Raw genomic sequence first — 22,156 nt, 5'->3', positions numbered from 1 at the left:
TGTGGTTTGGTTGCGTGTGATCAATTCAGGTGTAAAGTTGTTCATTGATCGCCTTCCCCGTTATTCAAATCGGGAAAATGATTTACGCAATACGGAAAAAAATAATGAATAGCGGGATAGCGCCGTTCGGTTTTGTCAAAAAAAAGATCCCTTCCAGCGGATTAGCCTGTCTTTATTTAACGTCTTTATGCTGACGTAACCTTTTTCAACGCATGGACCAAGCCAACATAAAAGTCAGACAATTATTTTCTATCCCGGTGATAGTCGCCGCCCTGGGCTATTTTGTAGACATCTATGATTTGTTACTATTCAGTATTGTACGTATTCCCAGTTTAAAAGCTTTAGGAATAGCGGAAAGCGACCTGCTGGAGAAAGGCATCTACCTGATTAATATGCAAATGGCAGGCATGCTGTTGGGAGGCATACTATGGGGTATTTACGGTGATAAAAAAGGAAGACTATCCGTTTTATTCGGGTCCATTTTATTGTACTCGTTGGCGAACATCGCTAATGGTTTTGTAACCACGGTAGATCAGTACGCACTGCTGCGTTTTATCGCCGGGGTAGGCCTGGCGGGAGAACTGGGCGCCGGCATCACCCTGGTGGCAGAGATTCTCCCAAAAGAAATAAGGGGATATGGTACCACCATTGTATCGGCAGTAGGCGTACTGGGAGCGGTGCTGGCCTATTTTGTAGCCGACATGTTCGACTGGAAGATCGCCTACTTTATTGGCGGTGGACTGGGTTTAATGCTGCTGGTGTTGCGCTTTAATGTATTCGAATCCGGGATGTTTAAAGCCGTGAAGAAAACTACCACCTCCCGTGGAAATTTCTTCGCCTTATTTACCACCGCCAACATGTTTTATAAATACCTGCGTTGCATTTTAATAGGATTGCCGATCTGGTTTGTGATAGGTATACTGGTCACGTTCTCGCCTGAGTTTGGGAAAGCGATGGGTCTTACTACTACCATTTACGCCGGCAAAGCCGTGATGTTTTGCTACATCGGCCTTTCGCTGGGAGACATCAGCAGCGGGCTGTTAAGTCAGTACCTGAAAAGCAGACGTGCATCTGTATTTGTGTTTATTATACTTACCCTCGTTACGGTATCCATCTACCTGACACAAACCTCACAGAGCAGCCTCGTTTTTTACGGCCTATGTTTATTGCTGGGATTTGCGATCGGGTACTGGGCCCTGTTTGTGACCATTGCAGCGGAGCAGTTCGGGACCAATCTGCGTGCTACCGTGGCTACTACCGTTCCTAACTTTGTGCGCGGCAGCGTGAATATATTTACCCCGTTATTTTTGCTTTTAAAAGATCATACCAGCGTTACGCAGGCAGCAGGTATGATTGCACTGGCGACTATTATTCCGGCGTTGCTGGCGCTATGGAAAATGGAGGAAACGTTTTCGAAAGATTTGAATTATATGGAGTGAAGATAATTTCAGCGGATGTTAAGCTATTTTTTCACTGAGGATGCTGTACTTTTATGATCAAATCCTATCCCCGTGAAATATTACTGTATACTATGCCTGTTACTAGTTGCATCCTGCACTACTCCTAAAGAAGATACCTGGCAAACATTGGACTTTGGCGCCTTTCAGTTAAAAGCGCCACCGGATTGGAAAATCATGGAATTTGAGGGAGTAGACAGTTATGGTGGGGGACTCACCAACAACGTAGATAGTTTAACATTTGATTATGGCGAATATGACGTTGACTTTGAAACAGGAGCAAATCGTCGTGTAGCTGAAGATACTGTAAACGGCGTGCCAGCCACCATTATGATTCCCGTTGGCGATACCCCCGGCATAGTGTCCATGCACCTGCGGCCACGTCATGATAAAAATCAGTTTACAATATGGGGACATCATGTTCAGCAACAGGAACTCATTCTTAAAATATACAAGACCATCGTTTTTAAGCACAGTGATACAACAGTCAATCCTCCTTTAACGGCCGACAGATTTATTATCTCGACGTATATCACCGGCAAAACATTGTTCCAGATGAACTGTGCCGGTTGCCACGCGCCGTTGAAGGAGCTGACAGGCCCTCCATTAGCAACTGTCTTTAAAAGCAGGGACCAGCAATGGGTTTGTCAGTTTCTGAGAAACCGCAATTCCATCTTAAAAGATAGCCTGCAGGTGGCCTACGAGAAAGAATATCAAGTACAGTGTACGCGGTTTCCCGACTTATCCTGTGCAGAAATTCGCCGTATTATGGACTACGCTCACTGACATCATACAGGATATAAAATTTAACCTTAAATTTGAAGTACACAACGGGCCAATTAATAATAAATGACCGCATCCGATGACGCAGAGAGAACAAATCATCCATAACTACATCGCCGCTTACAACAACTTCGATGTCGACAAAATGATGGCTGACTTTGATGATGCCATCCGGTTTGAGAATATTTCAAAGGGTAAAGTCGATCGGTTACTCGTAGGCCGCACTGCCTTTAAGGAACTGGCGGAACAATCCAGGCACCTGCTTTCTGAAAGAAGACAAACCATCCGGTCGTTTGTACATGAAGCAGATCAAACCACTATTCAAATCGACTACTTTGCCATCCTGGCCATTGACCTGCCCAATGGATTAAAAAAAGGAGCAGAATTAAAGTTGTCAGGTATATCTGTTTTTAAATTTGATGGAAATAAAATTGTAGCATTGTCAGATATTAGTTAGCGTAAAAAATACGCCTTTCCGCTCATACCAAAATAGATTTCCCTTTACCGTTATTTCCCTATTTTCCTGCTGAACCAATATTCACCGATGTATGGCTAACTTAAACCTTAAAGCGAAAGGGTTAAATACGTACGATGCGATTGTAGTAGGCTCCGGGATTTCCGGGGGATGGGCTGCGAAAGAACTATGTGAAAAGGGCCTCAAAGTATTGTTGCTGGAACGGGGCAAGCAGCTCGAGCATATTAAAGATTATACCACCGCCACGAAAGCACCCTGGGAAGTACAACACAGGGGCGCGTTAACCAACACACAAAAAAAAGATCATCCTTACCTGATCCGGGATCGGGTATATACAGAATTTAACGAAAACTACTGGCTCAAAGATGCCGATAGTCCCTATGTAGAAAAAAAACGATTCGATTGGAACCGGCCAGACATTGTAGGTGGCCGTTCTATCATGTGGGGCCGTGGATCATTGCGGCTCAGTGATCTGGATTTTGAGGCTAATATAAAAGAGGGGATCGGGATCGACTGGCCTATCCGTTATAAAGATCTGGCGCCCTGGTACGACCATGTGGAAGCTTTTGCCGGTATCAGCGGACAGGCAGAAGGATTGGCGCATTTGCCGGATGGCGTTTTTCAGCCGCCCATGGAAATGAATTGTTTTGAGAAGCAGGTGAAGGGCCGGATAGAATCTGCATTTCCGGACCGACGCATGACTATTTTCCGGACCGCTAATCTCACGCAGCCAATCGGCGACAGGGGCAAGTGCCAGTATCGTGATCGCTGCGCCCGCGGATGCCCGTTTGGCGCTTATTTCAGTACGCAGTCGTCTACACTGCCGGCGGCTGTGAAAACAGGCAATCTGACGCTGCATCCGGATGCAATTGTGAACAGCATTATTTATGATGAAAGTAAAGGCAAAGCCACCGGGGTACGCGTGATCGATAAGCATAGCAAAGAAATGCAGGAGTTCTATGCCAATATCATCTTCCTGAATGCCTCTACACTGGGCAGCACCTTTGTGCTGATGAATTCTGTTTCTAACCGTTTCCCGCAGGGGCTGGGCAACGACAGCGGCGTGCTGGGGCATTACCTGATGGATCATCATTTTCATGCCGGCGCCAGCGGTATATCGGAAGACTTCAAAGATAAATACCACTACGGGCAGCGGCCAGCCGGATTTTATATTCCCCGTTTCCGGAATGTGGGTAACGACAAACGTTCCTACCTGCGTGGGTTCGGCTATACCGGCTACAGCAACCGAAGCGGCTGGTCCCGCGGCATCGCAGAACTGGGCATCGGAGATGCATTCAAAGATTATTTATCGGAACCCGGGCCATGGCAAATGGGCCTGATGGGATTTGGAGAATGCCTGCCCTATGAGGAAAATAAAGTGACCCTGGATCACAGCGTAAAAGATGCCTGGGGACAACCCGTATTGCAGTTCAATTGCGATTTCAAAGACAATGAGCGGCAAATGCGGAAAGACATGGACCAGGATGCTGTGGCGATGCTGGAAGCCGCCGGACTGAAAAACGTGCAACCCTTCAACAGAGATTCTTATCCGGGGATGGCTATCCATGAAATGGGTACCGCCCGCATGGGAAAAGATCCCCGGACTTCTATTCTCAATGAATGGAACCAGGTACACAGCGCAAAAAATATATTCGTTACCGATGGGGCTTGTATGACTTCTTCTGCATGTCAGAATCCCTCGCTGACGTATATGGCGATTACCGCCCGGGCGGCAGATTATGCGGTGAAAGAACTGAAACGGCAGCAGTTGTAATAAATACCAAAGGGCAGACATAATCATGCCTGCCCTTTGGTACTTTGGTATTAATCTAAGGGATCAGGTATCCGGACTTACATCATCCCAGGCTTGATTCATGTAGTTTATCAGCCAGTTTAAGGCAACATGCCGTTCCAATACCACTTCAGGATTCAGGTTGCCCGGAGTACCCTGCTGTTGCAGATTAGCACTCGTGCAAGCCCAGTCATATCTCAAAATCAAATCCGCCTGATCAAGTATTTCCTTTTTACTTCTTAGTTTCGCTTTGTCCCTGAACTGGGTGGCTGTAAACGAGGAAATGAGGTCTACATCTGCTGTTACATTACAGACAGCGTCCGGGAAAGACAAGCTATCTACATACCCTAATGCCCATAACATCACATGCGTTCCCTCTGCTCTCCAATTGGCATTAGCCAGGTCCTGGGGAGTAGGATGTTCTGCTAACACAAATGTTTTTTCGGCTGCAGTAAGAAACTGCATTACCTGGTACTGCTGCTCGAATGCTGCTAACACGGTCTTGTCTGCACTTTCACTTTTCAATTCTACAAAGCACAATGCCAGCGCCCTGGTGACCACTTCTTCTTTTGTTCGGATGGTCACACTGTCTTCCTGCGCAACAAACAAGGCATTCCGGTTTGGATAAACAGGAATGTTATGCGCCACACAAATCGCTTCGGAAGCCGCACGTCTGCGTTGCTGGTCAACCGTAGGTGTTATGTTTTCAACAGGCTTGCTAACAGCAGGTGTTTCCATCTTAACTTCCTGCACCGGGGCCGATGGGGCTTGTCCGCAGCTCAATAATGAAGACATTGCTCCCGCAGCTAAAACTATTTTCAGATGCTTCATATACAATTTAAAAACTTAAATATAGTACATATTTCAGCTGTCTGTCACCTTCGCATTTGTAAATCTATCCCGTTGAATGTATCTTACCAGCCACAAGAAAAAATAAAACATTCCGGTATGTCTGCATCATTAAAACCTTTACGTGTATTAGTCGTGGGTTGTGGCAACATGGGCGCTTCCCATGCTATGGCCTATCACCACCTGGATGGATTTGACATCTGCGGTATTGTTTCCACCGGCGCCAGTAAGCAGGTGCTGAATGATAAGCTGGGCGGAGGTTATAGTCTGTATAGTAATTATGAAGAAGCATTAGCAGCCACCCAACCGGATGCCGTATGTATTTCCACGTATCCGGATACACATGAAAGCTTCGCCGTTACGGCACTGGAACACGGTTGCCATGTGTTTATAGAAAAGCCTTTGGCCGATTCCGTGGCAGGCGCAGAGCGGGTAGCCGCGGCCGCGCGTAAGGCAGGTAAGAAGCTGGTAGTAGGATATATACTCCGGCATCATCCGTCCTGGCAGCGGTTTGTGGAACTGGCACAGCAGCTGGGTAAACCACTGGTGATGCGGATGAACCTCAATCAGCAAAGTCAGGGCAGCAAGTGGATGGTACACCGCAACCTGTTGCAAAGTTTGAGTCCTATTGTTGACTGCGGCGTACACTATATTGACGTAATGTGCCAGATGACCCGCTCAAAACCGGTACAGGTATATGCGATCGGCGCCAGGCTCTCAGAGGATGTGCCGGCAGATAATTATAACTACGGACAACTCCAGATCCGTTTTGAAGATGGTTCCGTAGGCTGGTATGAAGCCGGCTGGGGGCCCATGATGAGCGAAACAGCCTTCTTTGTAAAAGATGTAATCGGACCGGAAGGATCAGTATCTATTGTAGCCAAAGATGCCGGCAGCGCCGGGAAGTCGGATAACGTAGACGCACACACTAAAACAGAATCGCTCCGTTTCCATCACGCGGCACTGGATGCAAATGGGAAATTCGTTAAAGAAGATACCTGGATTACGATGGAAGGAGAACCAGACCACCAGGGATTATGCGATCGGGAACAATTATATTTTTTACAGGCCATCCGGGAAGATGTAGACCTTACGGAACATGTGGAGGATGCGGTAAACAGTCTCCGTATTGCCTTTGCCTGTGACGAGTCAGTCCGCAGCGGCAAAGTGGTGATGCTCTGATAAATATGGGATGGCTTTAACAATATATTTTTTCCCGCAAAGGCGCAAAGCAGCAAAGAATACAGCAGCAAATTCTAAGTCCGCCATACGCGGGGATTAATTTTCACCCCTTTGCTGCTTCGCTGCTTTGCGCCTTTGCGGGAAAAAATATGCTCCGCTCAAAGCTTATCCCTGAACGTTTTGGGCGATACCCCCATAATTAATTTAAACGATCTGGAAAACGTATAAGGATCAGGATACCCCATTTCTCCCGCAATTTCTTTTACCGTAAAATCCGTTTCTCTTAACAGCTGGCTGGCCTTCTGCATGCGCAGGGAAGTAAACAGCTGAATGGGAGAGTAGCGCGTTTTTTCTTTGAATAAAGCAGAAAGATAAGAAGCAGAAAAACCCGTTTTTGTCGACAGATCCGCCAGCGTCAGGTGCTGATCCAGTTGTTGTTTCATCAGTTGGATACATTGCTCTATAATATTATCTGCCCCCTTTTTCATGTAATTAAATACGCTGAGCCGGAAGGTGCCGAGAAAACTATAGAAGCGAAAGTTGGCGTACAACAAATTTTCTATGTTATTCATGAGGTCCAGGTGATGCAGAATATCATCGAACTGTGCATTCCTGCCTACCAGCGGTGGGATGGTACGGGGTTTCCCGGCTGTACCCAGATATCGGTATATTTCGGCTGCCAGCAGCCCGGAAAATTGCACGGTGTACAGGCGCCAGGGATCTTCCGGAGCAGGGCCAGAACGGAAACCAGTGTTTGCAGGCAGGAGCAGGTATTGATTGGTTTTTACCGCCGTTTTTTTTCGACCCACTTCCAGCCAGCCCTTCCCATGTGCGGAATATAACAGCGTAAATACCGCTGCCCCCTTCACTTCCCCGGGTTCTCTGGCAGTATTTTCAGGATAGAGGCCGATGCTGGTAATAAAAAGATTTCTGCCAAGCGGATGCTTTTCCAGCTTGCGTTTCAGGTGCTCAGGCAGTATCCATGTCGTGGGTGTGTTGGCAGCAAGGTGATTCATGGCGATAGTAATTTAAGCCATTCTTTTCATAATAGATAACATTGTTTGATAAGAAAAAAAAGCCAACCTTAGCAGTAGAAAGCGGCACGACAATTTTTATTTTCCACGTATGAAATTATCAACCAATAGCGAACATCTATGCACCAAATGCCTTTCATTGATCTGGCTGTCATTGTGATTTACCTGCTTTGTATGATTCTGACGGGGTTGTGGTTTTCCAGGAAAAACAAGAACGCCGCGCAATTTACAACAGCCTCCGGAACTATTCCGGGCTGGGCATTGGGCCTGTCATTGTACGCTACGTTTTTAAGCAGTAATACGTTTCTCGGGGTACCTGGCAAATCTTTTGGCAGCAACTGGAATGCATTTGTATTCAGCCTGTCGATGCCGCTGGCCGCTTTTATTGCGGCAAAGTATTTTGTGCCATTTTACCGGCACAGTGGCGAGGTAAGCGCCTATACGCACCTGGAGCGCCGCTTCGGGCCCTGGGCCAGAACATACGCCATGGTTTGCTTTATGCTGATGCAGCTGGCACGAATGGGCACTATCTTTTTTGGTGTAGCATTGGCACTACAGGCACTCACCGGTTTGGAAATGCGTGTAATCATGACCGTTACCGGCGGCTGCATTATTATATACACCGTACTGGGCGGAATGGAAGCGGTTATCTGGACGGAAGTATTGCAGGGCATTGTTAAAACAGCCGGCGCATTGATTATCCTGGCACTGGTGATTACCGGGATGAATAATGGCATCGCCGATATTTTCAGGATAGGAATGGCCAACGCCAAATTCTCACTGGGTAGTTTTAATCCTGCCGATGTGAGCACCTCCACTTTTTGGGTGGTATTACTCTACGGATTTTTTATTAACCTGAATAATTTCGGGATGGACCAGAACTATGTGCAGCGCTATCATACCGCCCGCTCAGAGAAAGAAGCTTCCCGCAGTATCTGGTTATGTGTATACTGGTATGTGCCGGTGAGCATGGTGTTCTTTTTTATTGGTACCGCCTTGTTTGCGTATGCACAACAGCATCCGGAAATGATTGTTACCGTAAAACAACAGGTGGCAGCCGAGCGGCATGTAGCCGTGGAAACCTTGCTACCGGCAGATTACGGCGACAAAGTATTACCCTGGTTTATGGTCACGAAAGTACCAAAAGGATTACTGGGTTTAATTGTGGCGGCTATTTTATCTGCAGCTATGAGTACGGTCAGTAGTGGTATGAACAGTACCGCTACTGTTTTTCTGAAAGATATTTACCAGCGGTATATCAATCCATCATCCGGTCCTAAGAACGATATGAAGGTACTTTATATCGCTACTACGCTGACCGGCCTGCTGGCTATCTTCTTTGGGATTTCTATGATAGGCGTGAAGAGTATCCTGGATATCTGGTGGGAACTATCCGGCATCTTCGCAGGAGGCATGTTAGGCTTATTCCTGCTGGGTATTGTGTCCAGAACAAAAAATGCCGCGGCAATTACCGCTACGGTGATAGGGTTGCTGGTGATCGTCTGGATGTCACTGTCGAAATACCTGCCTGCTGCCTGGGAGCAATGGCGTAGCCCCATGCATGTGCACCTGATTATTGTAGTAGGTACTTTATCCATATTTCTTGCGGGCATGCTGCTAACACGGCTGCAACGCGAAGCAACTTCCTGAATCTTAAACCCGTTGTTATGCAAAAGAAATTTGTACCGGTGATGATCACACCGTTTAACCTGAAAGCACAGATTGATCATGATATGGTGGAGCAGCTGGTAGATTTTTACCTGGAGGCTGGCGTAAAAGGTTTTTTCGCTAACTGTCTTTCTTCTGAAATGTACAGTATCAGTGAAGATGAGCGGCTGGAGCTGACACGTCATGTGGTACGCTATGTGAATGGCCGTGTGCCGGTGGTGGCCACCGGGTCATTCGGGTTGACTATTCCCGACAAGGCATTATTCACCCAAAAAATTCATGACACCGGGGTAGATTCAGTGATCATGATCACCGGGCATTTTGCGAACGTCGATGAGCCGGATGAAATCCTGCTGCAAAGATTTGAACAGCTGTTTTCGCTCACCGGCGATATTCCATTGGGATTGTATGAATGCCCGGCGCCTTATAAAAGACTGATCTCACCGGAGATTTTAGCTACATTACTGGCCACTAACCGGTTGATCTACCATAAAGATACTTCCTGTAATGTAGCGCAGGTAAAGGCTAAACTGGCGGTGACCGCGGGTAGCCGGCTGGAGTTTTATGATGCACACACGCCTAACGCAGTCGACTCTATGAAAATGGGCGCTGCGGGGATGTCGTCTATCTCCGGAAATTTTTATCCGGAAATATTAGTGTGGCTATGTAATCATATCCATGATGAAAGTAAACAAGCCGAGGTGCGTTGGATTCAGGCAGAGCTGCAACGGGTAGATCCGCTGATTCATATCGGGTATCCGTTGAGTGCCAAATATTTTTTGCAGCAACGGGGATTGCCGGTACGTACCATCAGCCGCGCACATGCATTGGAACTAACGCCGGAGCAAAAGGCAACATTACAACAGATTTACCGCGATTTTAAAGGTTGGTGTGATCGGCTACAGATAAAAGAAGTAGGAACAGCCACCTCGCCTTTACATTAAATAGATGTTATTTTTAGACAGGAAATTATGACGGCAATCGGCCAATGTGTAGTTTAGAGAAATCCTTATTCCTAATTCACATAATAGATGTCAACCAGCCTTTATAATTCACAGCAAGACGAGAAGATCCTGTGGCTACGGCTCTGTGATGGAGACCGGGATGCTTTCGGGGAAATATACCGGCGCTACTTTCCATTGCTATTCCGGTACTGTATCCGGTTTACAACGGATCGTAGTCTTGTGAAAGACATGTTGCAGGACTTCTTTTCACAGCTGTTCCTGCAACGAACGGGCCTCGCGATGCCTGTCAATATGAAAAGCTACCTGCTGGTATCTGCCCGAAGAAAATTATTCCGTTACCTGGCGCAATCCGCTAAATTACCCGCCGGCCTCGATGAGGGCGCCGCAGCCATTTTCGATCTGGAGCTGTCTCCGGAAAGTATCCTGATCCACCGCCAACACACCGAACAAGCGAACCGGCTTTTACAGCAAAAACTACACACCCTCACACTCCGGCAAAAAGAAGCGATCTATCTGCGTTTTTATGAAAACCTTACCTATGAGGAGATTGCAGAGATCATGGTATTGAAAGAAGTAAAATATGCACGTACTTTAGTATACCGCGCAATAGCAGAATTAAAAACTTTGCTGGCGCCCAATGAATCCGCGTTGATGTTCCATTAAAAATAATTTGAAAAAAAAACGGTTTTCCTGAGGGTATTTATCCGGTGGCTGTCTCTTCTTATTGTATAAGGCACTTTTTTATGAACTATAGTGAATACGATGCGGCAGATTTTGCGGCAGATGCCTCTTTCCAGGCATGGGTGCTGTATGATATGGACACGGTTGACTTTTGGGCCAGCTGGCAGTCAGCGCACCCGGAAAAAGAACCCGTGTTGCACGAGGCCAGGTCAATAGTACTGGCACTGCGGTTCCGCAGGCAGGAGGTGAGTACGGAAGAAATGAACGCAGTGAAAAATCAGATAGACGCGCTGCTGGACGATGCTGCCAACAAAAAAAATAACGGACAACCACGCAGGAAGGTACTATATGCGCTGGGGGCCGCACTGGCCGCCGCCAGCGTCATCTTCCTCGCCGTGATATGGTACTATTCCGGTAGCCACGCACCGGAAAACATTATCGTGCAAACGGGCTTTGGAGAAACCAAAACGGTGCAGTTACCAGATGGGTCTATGGTGCAGCTCAATGCTAATTCTTCCATTGTTTATCCGGCCAAATGGCAGCAGGATAAAGTGAGAACGGTGGCCCTGACCGGAGAAGCCTATTTCAATGTAGCGAAGTCGCCTGCCGGCTTACATCCTAAATTCCGGGTAACCATGCCGGAAGTAACCATCGAAGTGAAAGGCACCGCTTTTAATGTATATAACCGTCACCAACAGGTACAGATATTATTGGAGGAAGGCAGAATTGTAGTGAACGATAGTCTGCATATGCAGCCGGGAGACATGATGTTGTTTACACCCGGTGCACATCAACGCCTGTTGGCGGATGCCACACAACTCACGGCCTGGAAGCAACACCGCCTGGTATACCGGGAGGAATCACTGATCCATGTAGCACAGCAATTGGAAGATATTTACGGCTATCATATTCAATTCCGGAATAAAAGCGTAGAAGGACTGCTGTTCACGGGTTCAGCCCCTGCTGCCGATCCGGTAATACTATTGAAAGCTATGGCTACCGTGCATCAGCTGAAAATGACACAGCACAATTCAGTCATCATTTTTGAATAAGGTTTTTAAAATTTACAGTTATGCAAAAGAGCTTTACGAAGCTTTATGCTCCATGGAGCGCCCTGCTGCTGTTGTTGTTATTGCTGACCACTCATACGTCAGCACAGCAATTAATGGTGAACAGCGGAAACACTCCAGGGGAAGCAGAATCCATCTCCCTCCGCCAAATGCTGACCAACCTGGAAACCAGGTTGAATGTCAGCTTTAATTACTCACCTGCACAGGTGGCCAACAAGTTTGTGGCCGGTAAACAAGTACATTTTACTGACAACAACCTGGAAACTCAACTCAGCAAAATATTGCTGCCACTGGGCTTGCAGGCTGTCAAACTCAGTGAACATGATTATGCGATCCGCGCATCGGCCGCCGCAAAAACAACTGCCGCCGATGTGCAGGTAAAAGGTACCGTAATAGATGAAAAAGGCGCCGCCGTTCCCGGTGTGAGTGTACACGAAAAAGGTAGTTCCAATGGCACCGTTACAGATGCCAACGGGAATTTTTCCCTGCGTGTAGCCGGTCCCGATGCCATACTGGTATTCCGCTCTGTAGGTTACCATACCCAGGAGCTGCCGGTTTCAAACAGCAACATGCAGGTGCAGTTAACACCAGATGTTCGTAGTCTCGATGATGTGGTAGTCACCGCACTCGGTATTAAACGCCAGGAAAAAGCACTGGGCTATTCTATCGCCACACTCAAAGGCGATCAGGTCAGCACCGTAAAAGAAGTCAATGTAGCCAACGCTTTATCCGGTAAAGTAGCCGGTGTAAACGTGAGAAGTACCAGCTCTGATCCCGGTGGTACCTCATTGATTACCATCCGTGGCCAAAGTAGTCTTAGCGGCTATAATCAGCCTTTATATGTAGTGGATGGAATTCCCATTGCACCTGCCGTGCGTAATCCAACGCAGCCGGTAGGACAGGTGGTAGTTGATTATGGTAGTACCGTGTCGGACATCAATCCGGATGATATTGCCAGCATCAGCGTGCTCAAAGGGCCCAGTGCATCTGCTTTGTACGGTTCCCGTGCGATCAATGGCGTGATATTGGTCACCACTAAATCCGGTTCCGGCACAAAGAAAGGGCTGGGCGTTTCCGTCAACTCCAGCATCATGCTGGACCAACCCTGGCTGTTTCCGAAGTTCCAGAATGAATTTGGCGCCGGCGACAGAACCGGGTCTGATGAAACCATTTCTGAAGCCTCCTGGGGACCCAGACTGGATGATGGTTCCAAACATGTACAATGGGATAGTCCGCTCGATGCTAATGGTAATCCTATTCCTACAGACTGGGTATCCTATCCTGACCGGCTCAAGGATTTTTTCCGCACCGGTTCAACATTTACCAACAACATCGCCATTACGGAGAATAATAAAGATGGGAATCTGCGGCTTTCCTTCACTAACCTGAGTAACGAAGGCATTACCCCTAATACCGATCTTACAAGAAATACACTTAATCTGGCTGCCGGCTATACCCTGCACCCAAAAGTAAGGGTGAATACCAATATCGGCTATACGAAAAACAGCAGCGGTAATCGTCCTACGTTCAACCGGGGGAGTGTGAGCAATATTGTTTATACGACTACGCCTAACATCGATATCCAAAAACTACGTAATTACTGGTTACCCGGTAAAGAAGGGTTGGATCAGTTTACACATTTACCCGGAAGTACAGATAATCCCTACTTTGTTGCCTATGAATTCACAAATGCGTACGACCGTGACCGTATGATCGGCAACGTAGAGTTAAATATAGATCTTACGAAAGACCTGACGCTGATGGGCCGTACCGGCATGGATCTTTATTCGGAATCCCGGGAAAGTAAACGACCATTTGGCTCGATCAATAATGAAACCGGCGCCTACGCTGTTTCCACAGAGTATTTCCGGGAGCAGAATACCGATTTCCTGCTGACGTATAAAAAGCAGGTCAACAAAGATTTCTTTTTCTCTTTATCCGGTGGCGCCAACCGCATGAATCAGATAAGACGAGGTACCTCCCAGAGTTCAGAAAGCCTGGTCATACCGCAGTTATTCAATATTTCCAATGCCAAGGCAGGCACGGTGAGAAACATCTCCAATAAGTCGAGCAAACGTATCAACAGCGTGTATGGAATGGGACAGGTAAGTTATCGCAACTACGCTTTCCTTGATCTGACTGCCAGAAACGATTGGTCCAGCACTTTGCCCACAGGCTCCAACTCTTATTTTTATCCTTCAGCGTCCTTAAGCGTGGTGGTGTCAGATATGCTGCACCTCACCTCCAAGGCGCTTTCTTTTGCCAAGCTGAGAGCCAGCTGGGCGCAGGTGGGTGGTGACACCGATCCTTATAACCTGTACAATACATTTAATTTTGGACAGGACTGGGGCGATGTGAAGCAGGCGAATATCAGCGACGTGCTGAAAAATAATCACCTTAAACCACTCATTGCTACCTCTCATGAATTTGGCGCAGATGTCAGGTTCTTAAATGGAAGACTGGGAGTAGATTTTACTTACTATAACACGGTGAACCGTAACCAGATTATTCCCATTCCCACTACATCGGCTTCCGGTTATAAAAGCATGATTGTAAACGCCGGAAAAATACAGAATAAAGGTATTGAGGTCACATTGAATGCAACACCGGTAGCAGGGCCCTTCCGTTGGGATCTCCAGGTAAATTATACCCGTAACCGCAACAAGGTGCTGGAGCTGGTAGACGGCATCAGCAGCTACCTGGCCGGTGGAGCTGAGGGGATACGCTTCCTGGTACAGGAAGGGTCTGAAATGGGTGATATGTATGCGCAGGGCTGGGAAACGGTACCAGACGGAGAACATAAAGGCGAACCCTTACTGGCCAGTGATGGTAGTTATCAGAAAGTAAATGACTATGTGAAAATTGGTAACTATAATCCGGATTTTTCCATAGGTATCTCCAATACCTTCAACTACAAAGGATTTAGCCTGAACTTACTGATCGACTGGCGTCAGGGAGGAAAATTCTTTTCCTACGTGGCCAAGAACCTGTTGAGCGACGGCCGTACAGAAACAACCCTGCCTGGCCGCGATCCTAAAACCGGAGGACTCAGCTGGACAGACGATGCCGGGCATCAACGTACAGATGGAATGATCCTCGATGGTTATATCGATGAAGGCAACGGCAAATATAAAAAGAATGATATCATCACAGATCCGGAAAACTACTACGGCGAATACTACTGGAGTTTTAACGGTCGTTCTACTTTTGATGCCAGCTATGTAAAGCTGCGGGAAGCTTCCCTTACCTACAATTTTTCAAAGAAAACACTGGGTAGATTCCCACTGGGAAATTTATCAGTATCACTGATTGCCCGTAACCTGTTCACCTGGACAGCTGCGGAGGCAGGATACGATCCGGAAACGGCCATGACCATCTCCAATGGTAGCTTCTCTCCGGGCGTAACCAGCTGGGGATTGCCTTACACCCGTTCCTTTGGCGCTAAAGTAGGTTTCAATTTCTAAACCAATAATTGTATGGTTATGCAACGCATGCCTTTTAAATATTACATACTCTTGTTCGGTGTGCTCTTCGCCTCCTGTAAAAAAGGATTGGAGGAGATCAACGTAAATCCGAATGAATCAGAAGTGATCAACCCGGAATTCCTGCTGTCGTCTGTGCTGATCAAAACGGCCTATATGTACCAGAACGAAGCCTATACGAGTAAACCCGCCGAAGCCGGTCGTTATATTACGATGGTGCGCAACGAGGGCGATGATAAGTTCGACTGGGGGCCTCAAAGCTGGGACGATTACTACAGCAGATTATCTGCCAACCGGGAGATGATGGACCTGGCCACCAAACAGAACACGCCGCAATATGTAGCAGTAGGTAAAGTACTGGAGGCATTTAACTTTGCCTATGTTACTGATCTTTTTGGAGATATACCCTACAGTGAAGCATTGTTGTTGAAAGGCCAAACACTGAGCCATCCTAAATATGACCAGCAGGAGGTGATTTATCCCGCGTTACTGCAAACACTGAAAGAAGCCAATGATGGACTGACCAGCAATGGTGGTGGCATAGATGCCAAAGCAGATGTGATGTACGGAGGGGAAGCTATGCTGTGGCGTAAGTTCGCCAACTCACTCCGGCTAAGAATGCTGCTGCGTATATCAAAAAAATATACCGCCGCGTTTACGGAAATGCAGGAAATCCTGAATGATAAAAACAAGTATCCGATCTTCGAAAGCAACGACGATAATGCAGAAGTAAAATACCTCGGTAATATCAGCGATGACAGCTGGCCACTCTCCAATTCGTTCTCCGAATTCGACAAGCGTAAACCCAGTAAAGAAATCGTAGATGCACTGCTAAAGCGTAAAGACCCACGTTTGCCCGTATGGATTGCGAAGGTCGATTCATTGAAAGGAGGCACCATTGATACGTTGCCTTATGTAGGCGTACCGAACGCCATTTCAGCACCTTACGACTACAATGGCGGCGCCGATCATATTTCACGCCTTTCTGAAATGTACGCCAGCAAAAGTAATCCTATGGTCAATGCAACGATGCTCACCTATTCGGAAGTATGTTTTATTCTGGCGGAATGTGTACAGGCAGGGAAAGTAACGGTAACCGGTAAAACAGCCGAAAGCCTTTACTACGATGGTATCGCTGCCAGTATGAAATACTATGGCGTAGATAAAACGGCTACAGATTCACTTTACTACAATCAGCCACTGGTGAAATACAACGGTACTCTGGAACAACTGATTGGTCAGAAATGGATCGCCGGATTCATCAAAACGCCTGAAGCCTGGTTTGATAACCGCCGCACCGGATTCCCAAAATTTGTACTGGGACCACTTTCGTCTACACCGGTATTGCCTAAACGCTATATCTATCCCACCGGTGAAAGAGATACCAATGAAGATCAATACCAGAAAGCACTCACCGTGTTTGGGCCTGATAAACAAACCACCCTGATGTGGTACCTGAAATAAAATGTTAACGATCGGGTGGCAAGCCGCCGCCCGATTATTTTTGTCCTGCTATTTCCTTTTTTATTTGACCTGATGATGAAAGGATTCCTTACTATCTTATTTTTTATTCCACTATTTTCTACCGCTACTTCCTGGCAACAAGTTACCATTGTTTGTAAAGAGAAACAGATCGCCGCACAGGTATTACAGGAAGAAGTACAACGCCGTACGGGCCTTACCTGGCCCATCACCAACAAGATGCCGGAGAATGGTCCGGTGATTGTATTCCGCAGTACTACATGCGCACCGGAATCTTATCACATCCGGAATGTATCAGGTAACAACAGAGAATTGATATACGTGGATGGCGATGGTGCCCGTGGCTTATTATATGGCGCCGGCTATTTACTCCGTATCATGGCGTATGCACCACAACAGGTAACGTTGCCGGATATACTAAAAGTGGATGCCAGCCCGGAAAAGGCCGTGCGCGGGCACCAGATAGGTTACCGCAACCTCGCCAATTCCTATGATGGATGGACACCGGAACAATACGAACAATACATCCGCGACCTTGCCATTTTCGGCGCCAACAGTATTGAGGCCATCCCTTTTATGCCGCCGTCTCCCCATTTTCACCTGCCCTCCCTGGACATGAACCTGCGTATCAGCGGCTTTTGTAAAAAATATGACCTCGACTTTTCCGTGTGGACACCCGCCACTTTTGATTTAAAAGATACTGCTAAAAGAACCCATTACCTGCTGCAGTTTGACACGCTTTTCCGTCAGGCAGTAAGACTCGATGCGGTATTCTTTCCCGGCGGAGATCCCGGCAACAATCCACCACAATTGGTGATTCCATTGCTGGAAGAGTTGTCTGTTTCCTTAAAAAAGTACCATCCGAAAGCACGGATCTGGCTATCGCTGCAAGGCTATAACCCGGAGGAATGTGCTTTCGTGTATGCATATATTCATCAACGCCTGCCGGCATGGCTGGGCGGGATCGTAGTCGGTCCCTCCAGTCCTTCACTGGAAGACACCCGGGCGGCTTTACCGGCCCGATATCCCATCCGGCACTATCCGGACATTACACATACGGTACGTTGCGACTACCCCGTCGTATGGTGGGACCCTGTCTTTGCGGTAACGCTGGGCCGGGAACCGGTGAACCCGCAGCCTTTGTACTACGCTAACATCTACCGCTTCATTGCTCCCTACATGGATGGCTTTATCAGCTACTCCGACGGGGCGCACGACGATATCAATAAAATGGTGTGGAGTATGCTGGGCTGGAATAGCCAGGCGGATGTACGGGAGATCTTAACCCAATACAGCAATTTCTTTTTTGGTACTCCTTTTCAGGAAGATGCTGCCGACGGTATCCTTGCGCTGGAAAAAAACTGGGACGGTGCTATCGCGGATAACGGTGGCATCGAGGCCACGTTGATATTATGGCAAAAGCTGGAACAGGATCACCCGGAATTAGCCAGCAACTGGCGCTGGCAAATGTGCTTGCTGCGGGCTTACTACGACGCCTATACGAGAAAACGCGCTATCCGTGAAGCGGCACTGGAGGCGGCCGTTAACCGCACACTCCTCGAAGCAGGCGATGCCATCGGCCGCGCAGAGAAAATATTACAACAGGCAGATAATGTCGTCCAGCCCCAATGGCGCAATCGGATCATCGCGTTATGCGACGCCCTTTTTAAATCCGTGGCGCTGCAAACCAGCGTCGCCAAATACCAGGCGGCAGGACCGGAAAGAGGCGCCGTACTCGACTTCCTCGACCGGCCGCTGAATAACCGCTGGTGGCTGGAAGACCAGTTCCGTTACATTCGTACACTACCGGAAACGGCCCAACGAAAAGCACTGGACACCATTGCCCGCTGGGAGAATCCCGGACCGGGAAGTTATTACGATGCCGTGGGTAATATTTCCAAATCGCCACATGTGGTGCGTACAGAAGATTTGCACACCGATCCGTTGATACGCAGGAGTGATGCGCCGGGATTTGATTGGTGGGAGAGTGGTTACAGCCGCAAACGTCTGTCGTGGATGGTGAGCCTGCGCTGGCCTTCCGCCATGCGATATGATCACCTCGATACTACCGCTCACTATGTTATCAGGATCACCGGTTACGGGGAAAGTTTGTTGCGCGCCAACGGCGTGCGGCTTACCCCCGGACTATATCATAAAGGGGTAGGAGAACTAAAAGAATTTGCAGTACCTCCCGAATTAAGTAAAACAGGTACGCTGTTGCTCACCTGGGATACGATAGATGAAGAACACCTTAACTGGCGCCAACATTCAAGGGTCACAGAAGTGTGGCTGATTAAATTATAAAACTATCGGAATGAAGAAATTAACGAACCTGGCAGCGGGCCTGCTGCTGTCGTGTGCCACCTATGCCACGTCTGACCAGCCTTTTACACAGGCGGTATCTGTTAAGTACCATGTTCCGGCAGGACTGCAGCTACTCAAAGTCATCACGGATTATAACGACAATGTACAGGTACTCACCTCGCAGGGCTTTTACCGGCTTAGTGGCAACGACCTGGTACGGGATCTCCGTTTCCGCCCGCTGGCGCAGAAAATACCGGTGGATGTAACCACCCGGGAAACCAGCGGACACCTGTATTATTTGTATGCAGATAAATGTCTGACGAACGGCTATGCCGGCGTACCCTATATCAATTTACCGCTGAATAAATATAACCGCGTAGCCGTAGATGCCACCGGTCGCATGTTACTATCCGGCAACAACGCCCTGGCCATCGGCAACAATGGCAAACTACAGGAATTACCACTCATTGGAGAAGGCGTACAAAGTATGGCCGCCAACGCAGGGGAGTTTTTTATCCTGAGCGCCAAAGCAGTATATCGTTTCGATGGAACAAAGTTTGTACCGCTGCATGCCGTTAACGGCGCCACTGCCATGGCTTTCAACGATAATGATATTATACTCGCTACCACCCATGGCTATTACGGTATTAATCGTCGCACCGGCGATACCAGTTTATCCCTGCAGGTACGTGTACCCGTTCCCGATATACGGGAGCTGCTGGTGGTCAACGGCCATATCTGGGCAGGCACGCCGGAAGGCGCTTTTATGAAAACGGATAGCGGCACTTATCGTTATTTTGCTTCCCGCCGCTGGCTGGACCAGGATGCGGTAAAAAGCATGGCCGCCGACAGTAAGGGTGACGTATATATACTTACGGCTACCGGTCTCAATAAAATTGCATTTATCCAACAAACACTCGCGCAGAAAGCCGCCTACTTCGAACGCAAAATCCGCGAACGGCATATCCGCTATGGCTTTATTGCCAATCTCCAACTCAATCCTCCCGGTGACGTAGGTTCCGCTGAAATGGCAGATACAGATAACGATGGTTTGTGGAGCAGCTTTTACCTCGGCAGCCAGGCTTTCCGTTACGCAGTAACACATGAGCCAATGGCCAAACGCTATGCCTGGGAAGCCTTTGAAGCCTTTGAAAGAATACTCTCTATTAACCAGCTCACGGGATTTCCTTCCCGCACCTTTGAAAGGAAAGGCTATAAAAATTCCGATCCTGAAAGATGGCGCGACTCGCCTGATCCGGAATGGGAATGGAAAGGGCATACCAGCAGTGATGAATATGTAGCCTATATCTGGGTGGCTGCCGTATTGCATGAAATGGTGGCCGAAACACCCACAGAAAAACAACGGGTCACGGCATTCATCGATAAAATTATGACGCATATCCTCGACCATCAATACACGCTCGTGGATATAGATAACAAACCCACGCTGTGGGCCCGCTGGGGACCGGAATATATCAACTGGTATCCTACTACCATCGGCGACCGCCGGCTGGGCAGCACCACCATTATGGCCGGGCTACAGTTGGCCTATGCCCTCACCGGGAAAGAAAGATATAAAACCGAAGCTTATAAACTCATTAACAAGTACGGCTATCTGAAAAACATCGGCATCGACTATCGCACTATTAAACCCACTCCCGGCTATCTGCACATGGGTATAGATATGGGCATGGGCGACTGGAATCACTCTGATGATGAAATGGCGTTTTTGACCTATTGGGTATTGTATAATTATGCATTCACCGATGAACTGAAACAACAATATAAAGGCGCTATCCGCAATCATTGGGAAGTAGAGCGCCCGGAAAAAAATGCGCTGTGGAACCTCATCACCAAAGCCACTGCCGGCGATCAGGATACCGCCGCCACTACCTGGTGGCTGCAAACTTTTCCGATGGATCAGATCACCTGGACCATCAAAAATTCAAACCGGAAAGATATTACGTTGTTGCCTCCCAACTTCCGGCATCAGTACACCGAAGTATTGCTGCCATTGGATGAGCTGCCAACACACCGGCACAATGCCAACGCCTTTACGCTTGACGGCGGCCATGGCGGTGAATCAGAACTGGCCGGCGATGAATTTCTGCTGCCTTACTGGATGGCGCGTTACCTGAAAGTATTGGAATAAATAGACAACACATATTTAAAAGCGAAGGCGCTATCATCATTCGATGGTAGCGCCTTTGTTGTTCTCCCGGATACGGCTATCCATAAAAACTACTTCCCGGTTTTTCCAATCCGTTCCACTTTCCGGATACCTTTTTCAATTTCCATAGGGGAGCGATGTTTTATATTATCCAGCACCGTCACTTTTACCGGCGATACCCCACAAAATTTCAACGTGACGGTTTTCATAGCGCGGATATTGGCATTGCCATACATCAGGCGGTTGTACCAGTTGGGCGAATCCATGGTGACAATGATACGCCCCGATTTATGCTGGAGCAGTTTATCCCAGAAAAGAGAATTGTCGCGATACTTAAAGGCTTTCCCCGGCAAAAATACCCGGTCAATAAAGCCTTTGAGCAAGGCGGGCATGCCTCCCCACCAGGTAGGATAAACCCATACCAGGTGATCTGCGGCCTGTATGGCGTTCCAGGTGGTTTCCAGGTCCGGTTCCCAGGCAGTCCTTTCCCGGTATCCATGACGGAGGTTGAGTTCAAAATTCAAATCATGTAAATGTATCAGGCGTGCTTCATGTCCTGCTGAAAGCGCTGCCTGTTGATAAGCAGTGGCTAAAGAGCTGCAATAACTGCCGGGATGTGGGTTTCCTTGTATAATCAATATCTTTTTCATACTGTATGTCTGTTACAGCACGAAATTGCCTGATATATCAACGGCATTATTTGATATAAATCAAATAGTCGGATCAATACCGGCCGCGCAGGCGACTGAGTGTTTCGGGTGT

General features: G+C 47.9%; 16 protein-coding genes. 13 read left to right on the top strand and 3 right to left on the bottom strand.

The window, feature by feature from the left end:
- The first annotated feature begins 212 nt into the window (after nt 1–212).
- From VIP81_RS32065 to VIP81_RS32050, 4 genes are all read left to right on the top strand, one after another.
- Nucleotides 213–1,439: an MFS transporter gene (locus tag VIP81_RS32065; protein WP_331971834.1), complete on the top strand. Its 1,227-nt coding sequence runs from the start codon at nt 213–215 to the stop codon at nt 1,437–1,439.
- A 72-nt stretch (nt 1,440–1,511) separates the two neighbouring features.
- Nucleotides 1,512–2,243 (top strand): c-type cytochrome, encoded by a 732-nt coding sequence (locus tag VIP81_RS32060; RefSeq protein ID WP_331971831.1) that lies wholly within the window; start codon nt 1,512–1,514, stop codon nt 2,241–2,243.
- A gap of 76 nt (nt 2,244–2,319) precedes the next feature.
- The gene (locus VIP81_RS32055) at nt 2,320–2,697 is read left to right on the top strand and encodes a nuclear transport factor 2 family protein (protein WP_331971828.1); all 378 of its coding nucleotides are present in this window, start codon (nt 2,320–2,322) and stop codon (nt 2,695–2,697) included.
- Nucleotides 2,698–2,788: 91 nt separating this feature from the next.
- Complete coding sequence (locus VIP81_RS32050) at nt 2,789–4,489, top strand: GMC family oxidoreductase (protein WP_331971825.1); 1,701 nt, start codon at nt 2,789–2,791, stop codon at nt 4,487–4,489.
- A 63-nt stretch (nt 4,490–4,552) separates the two neighbouring features.
- Here the strand turns inward: VIP81_RS32050 and VIP81_RS32045 are convergent, their stop codons facing one another.
- Nucleotides 4,553–5,302 (bottom strand): DUF4272 domain-containing protein, encoded by a 750-nt coding sequence (locus VIP81_RS32045; protein ID WP_331971822.1) that lies wholly within the window; start codon nt 5,300–5,302, stop codon nt 4,553–4,555.
- Between the two features lie 153 nt (nt 5,303–5,455).
- Here VIP81_RS32045 and VIP81_RS32040 point away from each other — a divergent pair, with 153 nt between their 5' ends.
- Nucleotides 5,456–6,538: a Gfo/Idh/MocA family oxidoreductase gene (locus tag VIP81_RS32040; RefSeq protein ID WP_331971819.1), complete on the top strand. Its 1,083-nt coding sequence runs from the start codon at nt 5,456–5,458 to the stop codon at nt 6,536–6,538.
- Nucleotides 6,539–6,696: 158 nt separating this feature from the next.
- Here VIP81_RS32040 and VIP81_RS32035 read toward each other — a convergent pair whose 3' ends face one another.
- Nucleotides 6,697–7,554 (bottom strand): AraC family transcriptional regulator, encoded by an 858-nt coding sequence (locus VIP81_RS32035; protein ID WP_331971817.1) that lies wholly within the window; start codon nt 7,552–7,554, stop codon nt 6,697–6,699.
- Between the two features lie 138 nt (nt 7,555–7,692).
- Here VIP81_RS32035 and VIP81_RS32030 point away from each other — a divergent pair, with 138 nt between their 5' ends.
- The 8 genes from VIP81_RS32030 to VIP81_RS31995 all read left to right on the top strand — a co-directional run bounded on the left by VIP81_RS32030 (nt 7,693) and on the right by VIP81_RS31995 (nt 21,376).
- Nucleotides 7,693–9,222, top strand: a complete 1,530-nt coding sequence (locus VIP81_RS32030; RefSeq protein WP_331971815.1) for a sodium:solute symporter — start codon at nt 7,693–7,695, stop codon at nt 9,220–9,222.
- A gap of 17 nt (nt 9,223–9,239) precedes the next feature.
- The gene (locus VIP81_RS32025; RefSeq protein WP_331971812.1) at nt 9,240–10,184 is read left to right on the top strand and encodes a dihydrodipicolinate synthase family protein; all 945 of its coding nucleotides are present in this window, start codon (nt 9,240–9,242) and stop codon (nt 10,182–10,184) included.
- An 87-nt stretch (nt 10,185–10,271) separates the two neighbouring features.
- A complete protein-coding gene (locus tag VIP81_RS32020; RefSeq protein ID WP_331971809.1) occupies nt 10,272–10,868 on the top strand; it encodes a sigma-70 family RNA polymerase sigma factor in 597 nt (198 codons plus the stop codon).
- 80 nt (nt 10,869–10,948) lie between these two features.
- Nucleotides 10,949–11,938, top strand: coding sequence for a FecR family protein (locus VIP81_RS32015; protein ID WP_331971806.1), 990 nt, complete (start codon nt 10,949–10,951; stop codon nt 11,936–11,938).
- A 20-nt stretch (nt 11,939–11,958) separates the two neighbouring features.
- Nucleotides 11,959–15,420, top strand: a complete 3,462-nt coding sequence (locus VIP81_RS32010; protein WP_331971803.1) for a SusC/RagA family TonB-linked outer membrane protein — start codon at nt 11,959–11,961, stop codon at nt 15,418–15,420.
- 12 nt (nt 15,421–15,432) lie between these two features.
- Nucleotides 15,433–16,902 carry a SusD/RagB family nutrient-binding outer membrane lipoprotein gene (locus tag VIP81_RS32005; protein ID WP_331971800.1) on the top strand — a complete coding sequence of 490 codons (1,470 nt, stop codon included), beginning with the start codon at nt 15,433–15,435 and terminating at the stop codon, nt 16,900–16,902.
- 72 nt (nt 16,903–16,974) lie between these two features.
- A complete protein-coding gene (locus tag VIP81_RS32000) occupies nt 16,975–19,224 on the top strand; it encodes a hypothetical protein (RefSeq protein ID WP_331971796.1) in 2,250 nt (749 codons plus the stop codon).
- A gap of 10 nt (nt 19,225–19,234) precedes the next feature.
- Entirely contained in the window at nt 19,235–21,376 is a 2,142-nt protein-coding gene (locus tag VIP81_RS31995; RefSeq protein WP_331971793.1) for a hypothetical protein, read from the top strand.
- A gap of 89 nt (nt 21,377–21,465) precedes the next feature.
- On the opposite strand, the gene VIP81_RS31990 is transcribed toward VIP81_RS31995, so the two are convergent.
- Complete coding sequence (locus VIP81_RS31990; RefSeq protein WP_331971790.1) at nt 21,466–22,044, bottom strand: NAD(P)H-dependent oxidoreductase; 579 nt, start codon at nt 22,042–22,044, stop codon at nt 21,466–21,468.
- Nucleotides 22,045–22,156: the final 112 nt, after the last annotated feature.

The organism is Chitinophaga sp., assembly GCF_036566945.1.
Lineage (GTDB): Bacteria > Bacteroidota > Bacteroidia > Chitinophagales > Chitinophagaceae > Chitinophaga.
The sequence above is the reverse complement of the archived record's forward strand: the minus strand, read 5'-3'. Positions and strand labels throughout refer to the sequence as shown.

Excerpts from the sequence above, each read along its gene's own strand:
- VIP81_RS31995 (WP_331971793.1), top strand. The coding sequence starts at position 19,235 with ATGAAGAAATTAACGAACCTGGCAGCGGGCCTGCTGCTGTCGTGTGCC.
- VIP81_RS32000 (WP_331971796.1), top strand. The coding sequence starts at position 16,975 with ATGATGAAAGGATTCCTTACTATCTTATTTTTTATTCCACTATTTTCT.
- VIP81_RS32020 (WP_331971809.1), top strand. The coding sequence starts at position 10,272 with ATGTCAACCAGCCTTTATAATTCACAGCAAGACGAGAAGATCCTGTGG.
- VIP81_RS32040 (WP_331971819.1), top strand. The coding sequence starts at position 5,456 with ATGTCTGCATCATTAAAACCTTTACGTGTATTAGTCGTGGGTTGTGGC.
- VIP81_RS32010 (WP_331971803.1), top strand. The coding sequence starts at position 11,959 with ATGCAAAAGAGCTTTACGAAGCTTTATGCTCCATGGAGCGCCCTGCTG.
- VIP81_RS32045 (WP_331971822.1), bottom strand. The coding sequence starts at position 5,302 with ATGTCTTCATTATTGAGCTGCGGACAAGCCCCATCGGCCCCGGTGCAG.
- VIP81_RS32065 (WP_331971834.1), top strand. The coding sequence starts at position 213 with ATGGACCAAGCCAACATAAAAGTCAGACAATTATTTTCTATCCCGGTG.
- VIP81_RS32030 (WP_331971815.1), top strand. The coding sequence starts at position 7,693 with ATGCACCAAATGCCTTTCATTGATCTGGCTGTCATTGTGATTTACCTG.
- VIP81_RS32025 (WP_331971812.1), top strand. The coding sequence starts at position 9,240 with ATGCAAAAGAAATTTGTACCGGTGATGATCACACCGTTTAACCTGAAA.
- VIP81_RS32035 (WP_331971817.1), bottom strand. The coding sequence starts at position 7,554 with ATGAATCACCTTGCTGCCAACACACCCACGACATGGATACTGCCTGAG.
- VIP81_RS32005 (WP_331971800.1), top strand. The coding sequence starts at position 15,433 with ATGGTTATGCAACGCATGCCTTTTAAATATTACATACTCTTGTTCGGT.
- VIP81_RS32050 (WP_331971825.1), top strand. The coding sequence starts at position 2,789 with ATGGCTAACTTAAACCTTAAAGCGAAAGGGTTAAATACGTACGATGCG.
- VIP81_RS31990 (WP_331971790.1), bottom strand. The coding sequence starts at position 22,044 with ATGAAAAAGATATTGATTATACAAGGAAACCCACATCCCGGCAGTTAT.
- VIP81_RS32015 (WP_331971806.1), top strand. The coding sequence starts at position 10,949 with ATGAACTATAGTGAATACGATGCGGCAGATTTTGCGGCAGATGCCTCT.
- VIP81_RS32055 (WP_331971828.1), top strand. The coding sequence starts at position 2,320 with ATGACGCAGAGAGAACAAATCATCCATAACTACATCGCCGCTTACAAC.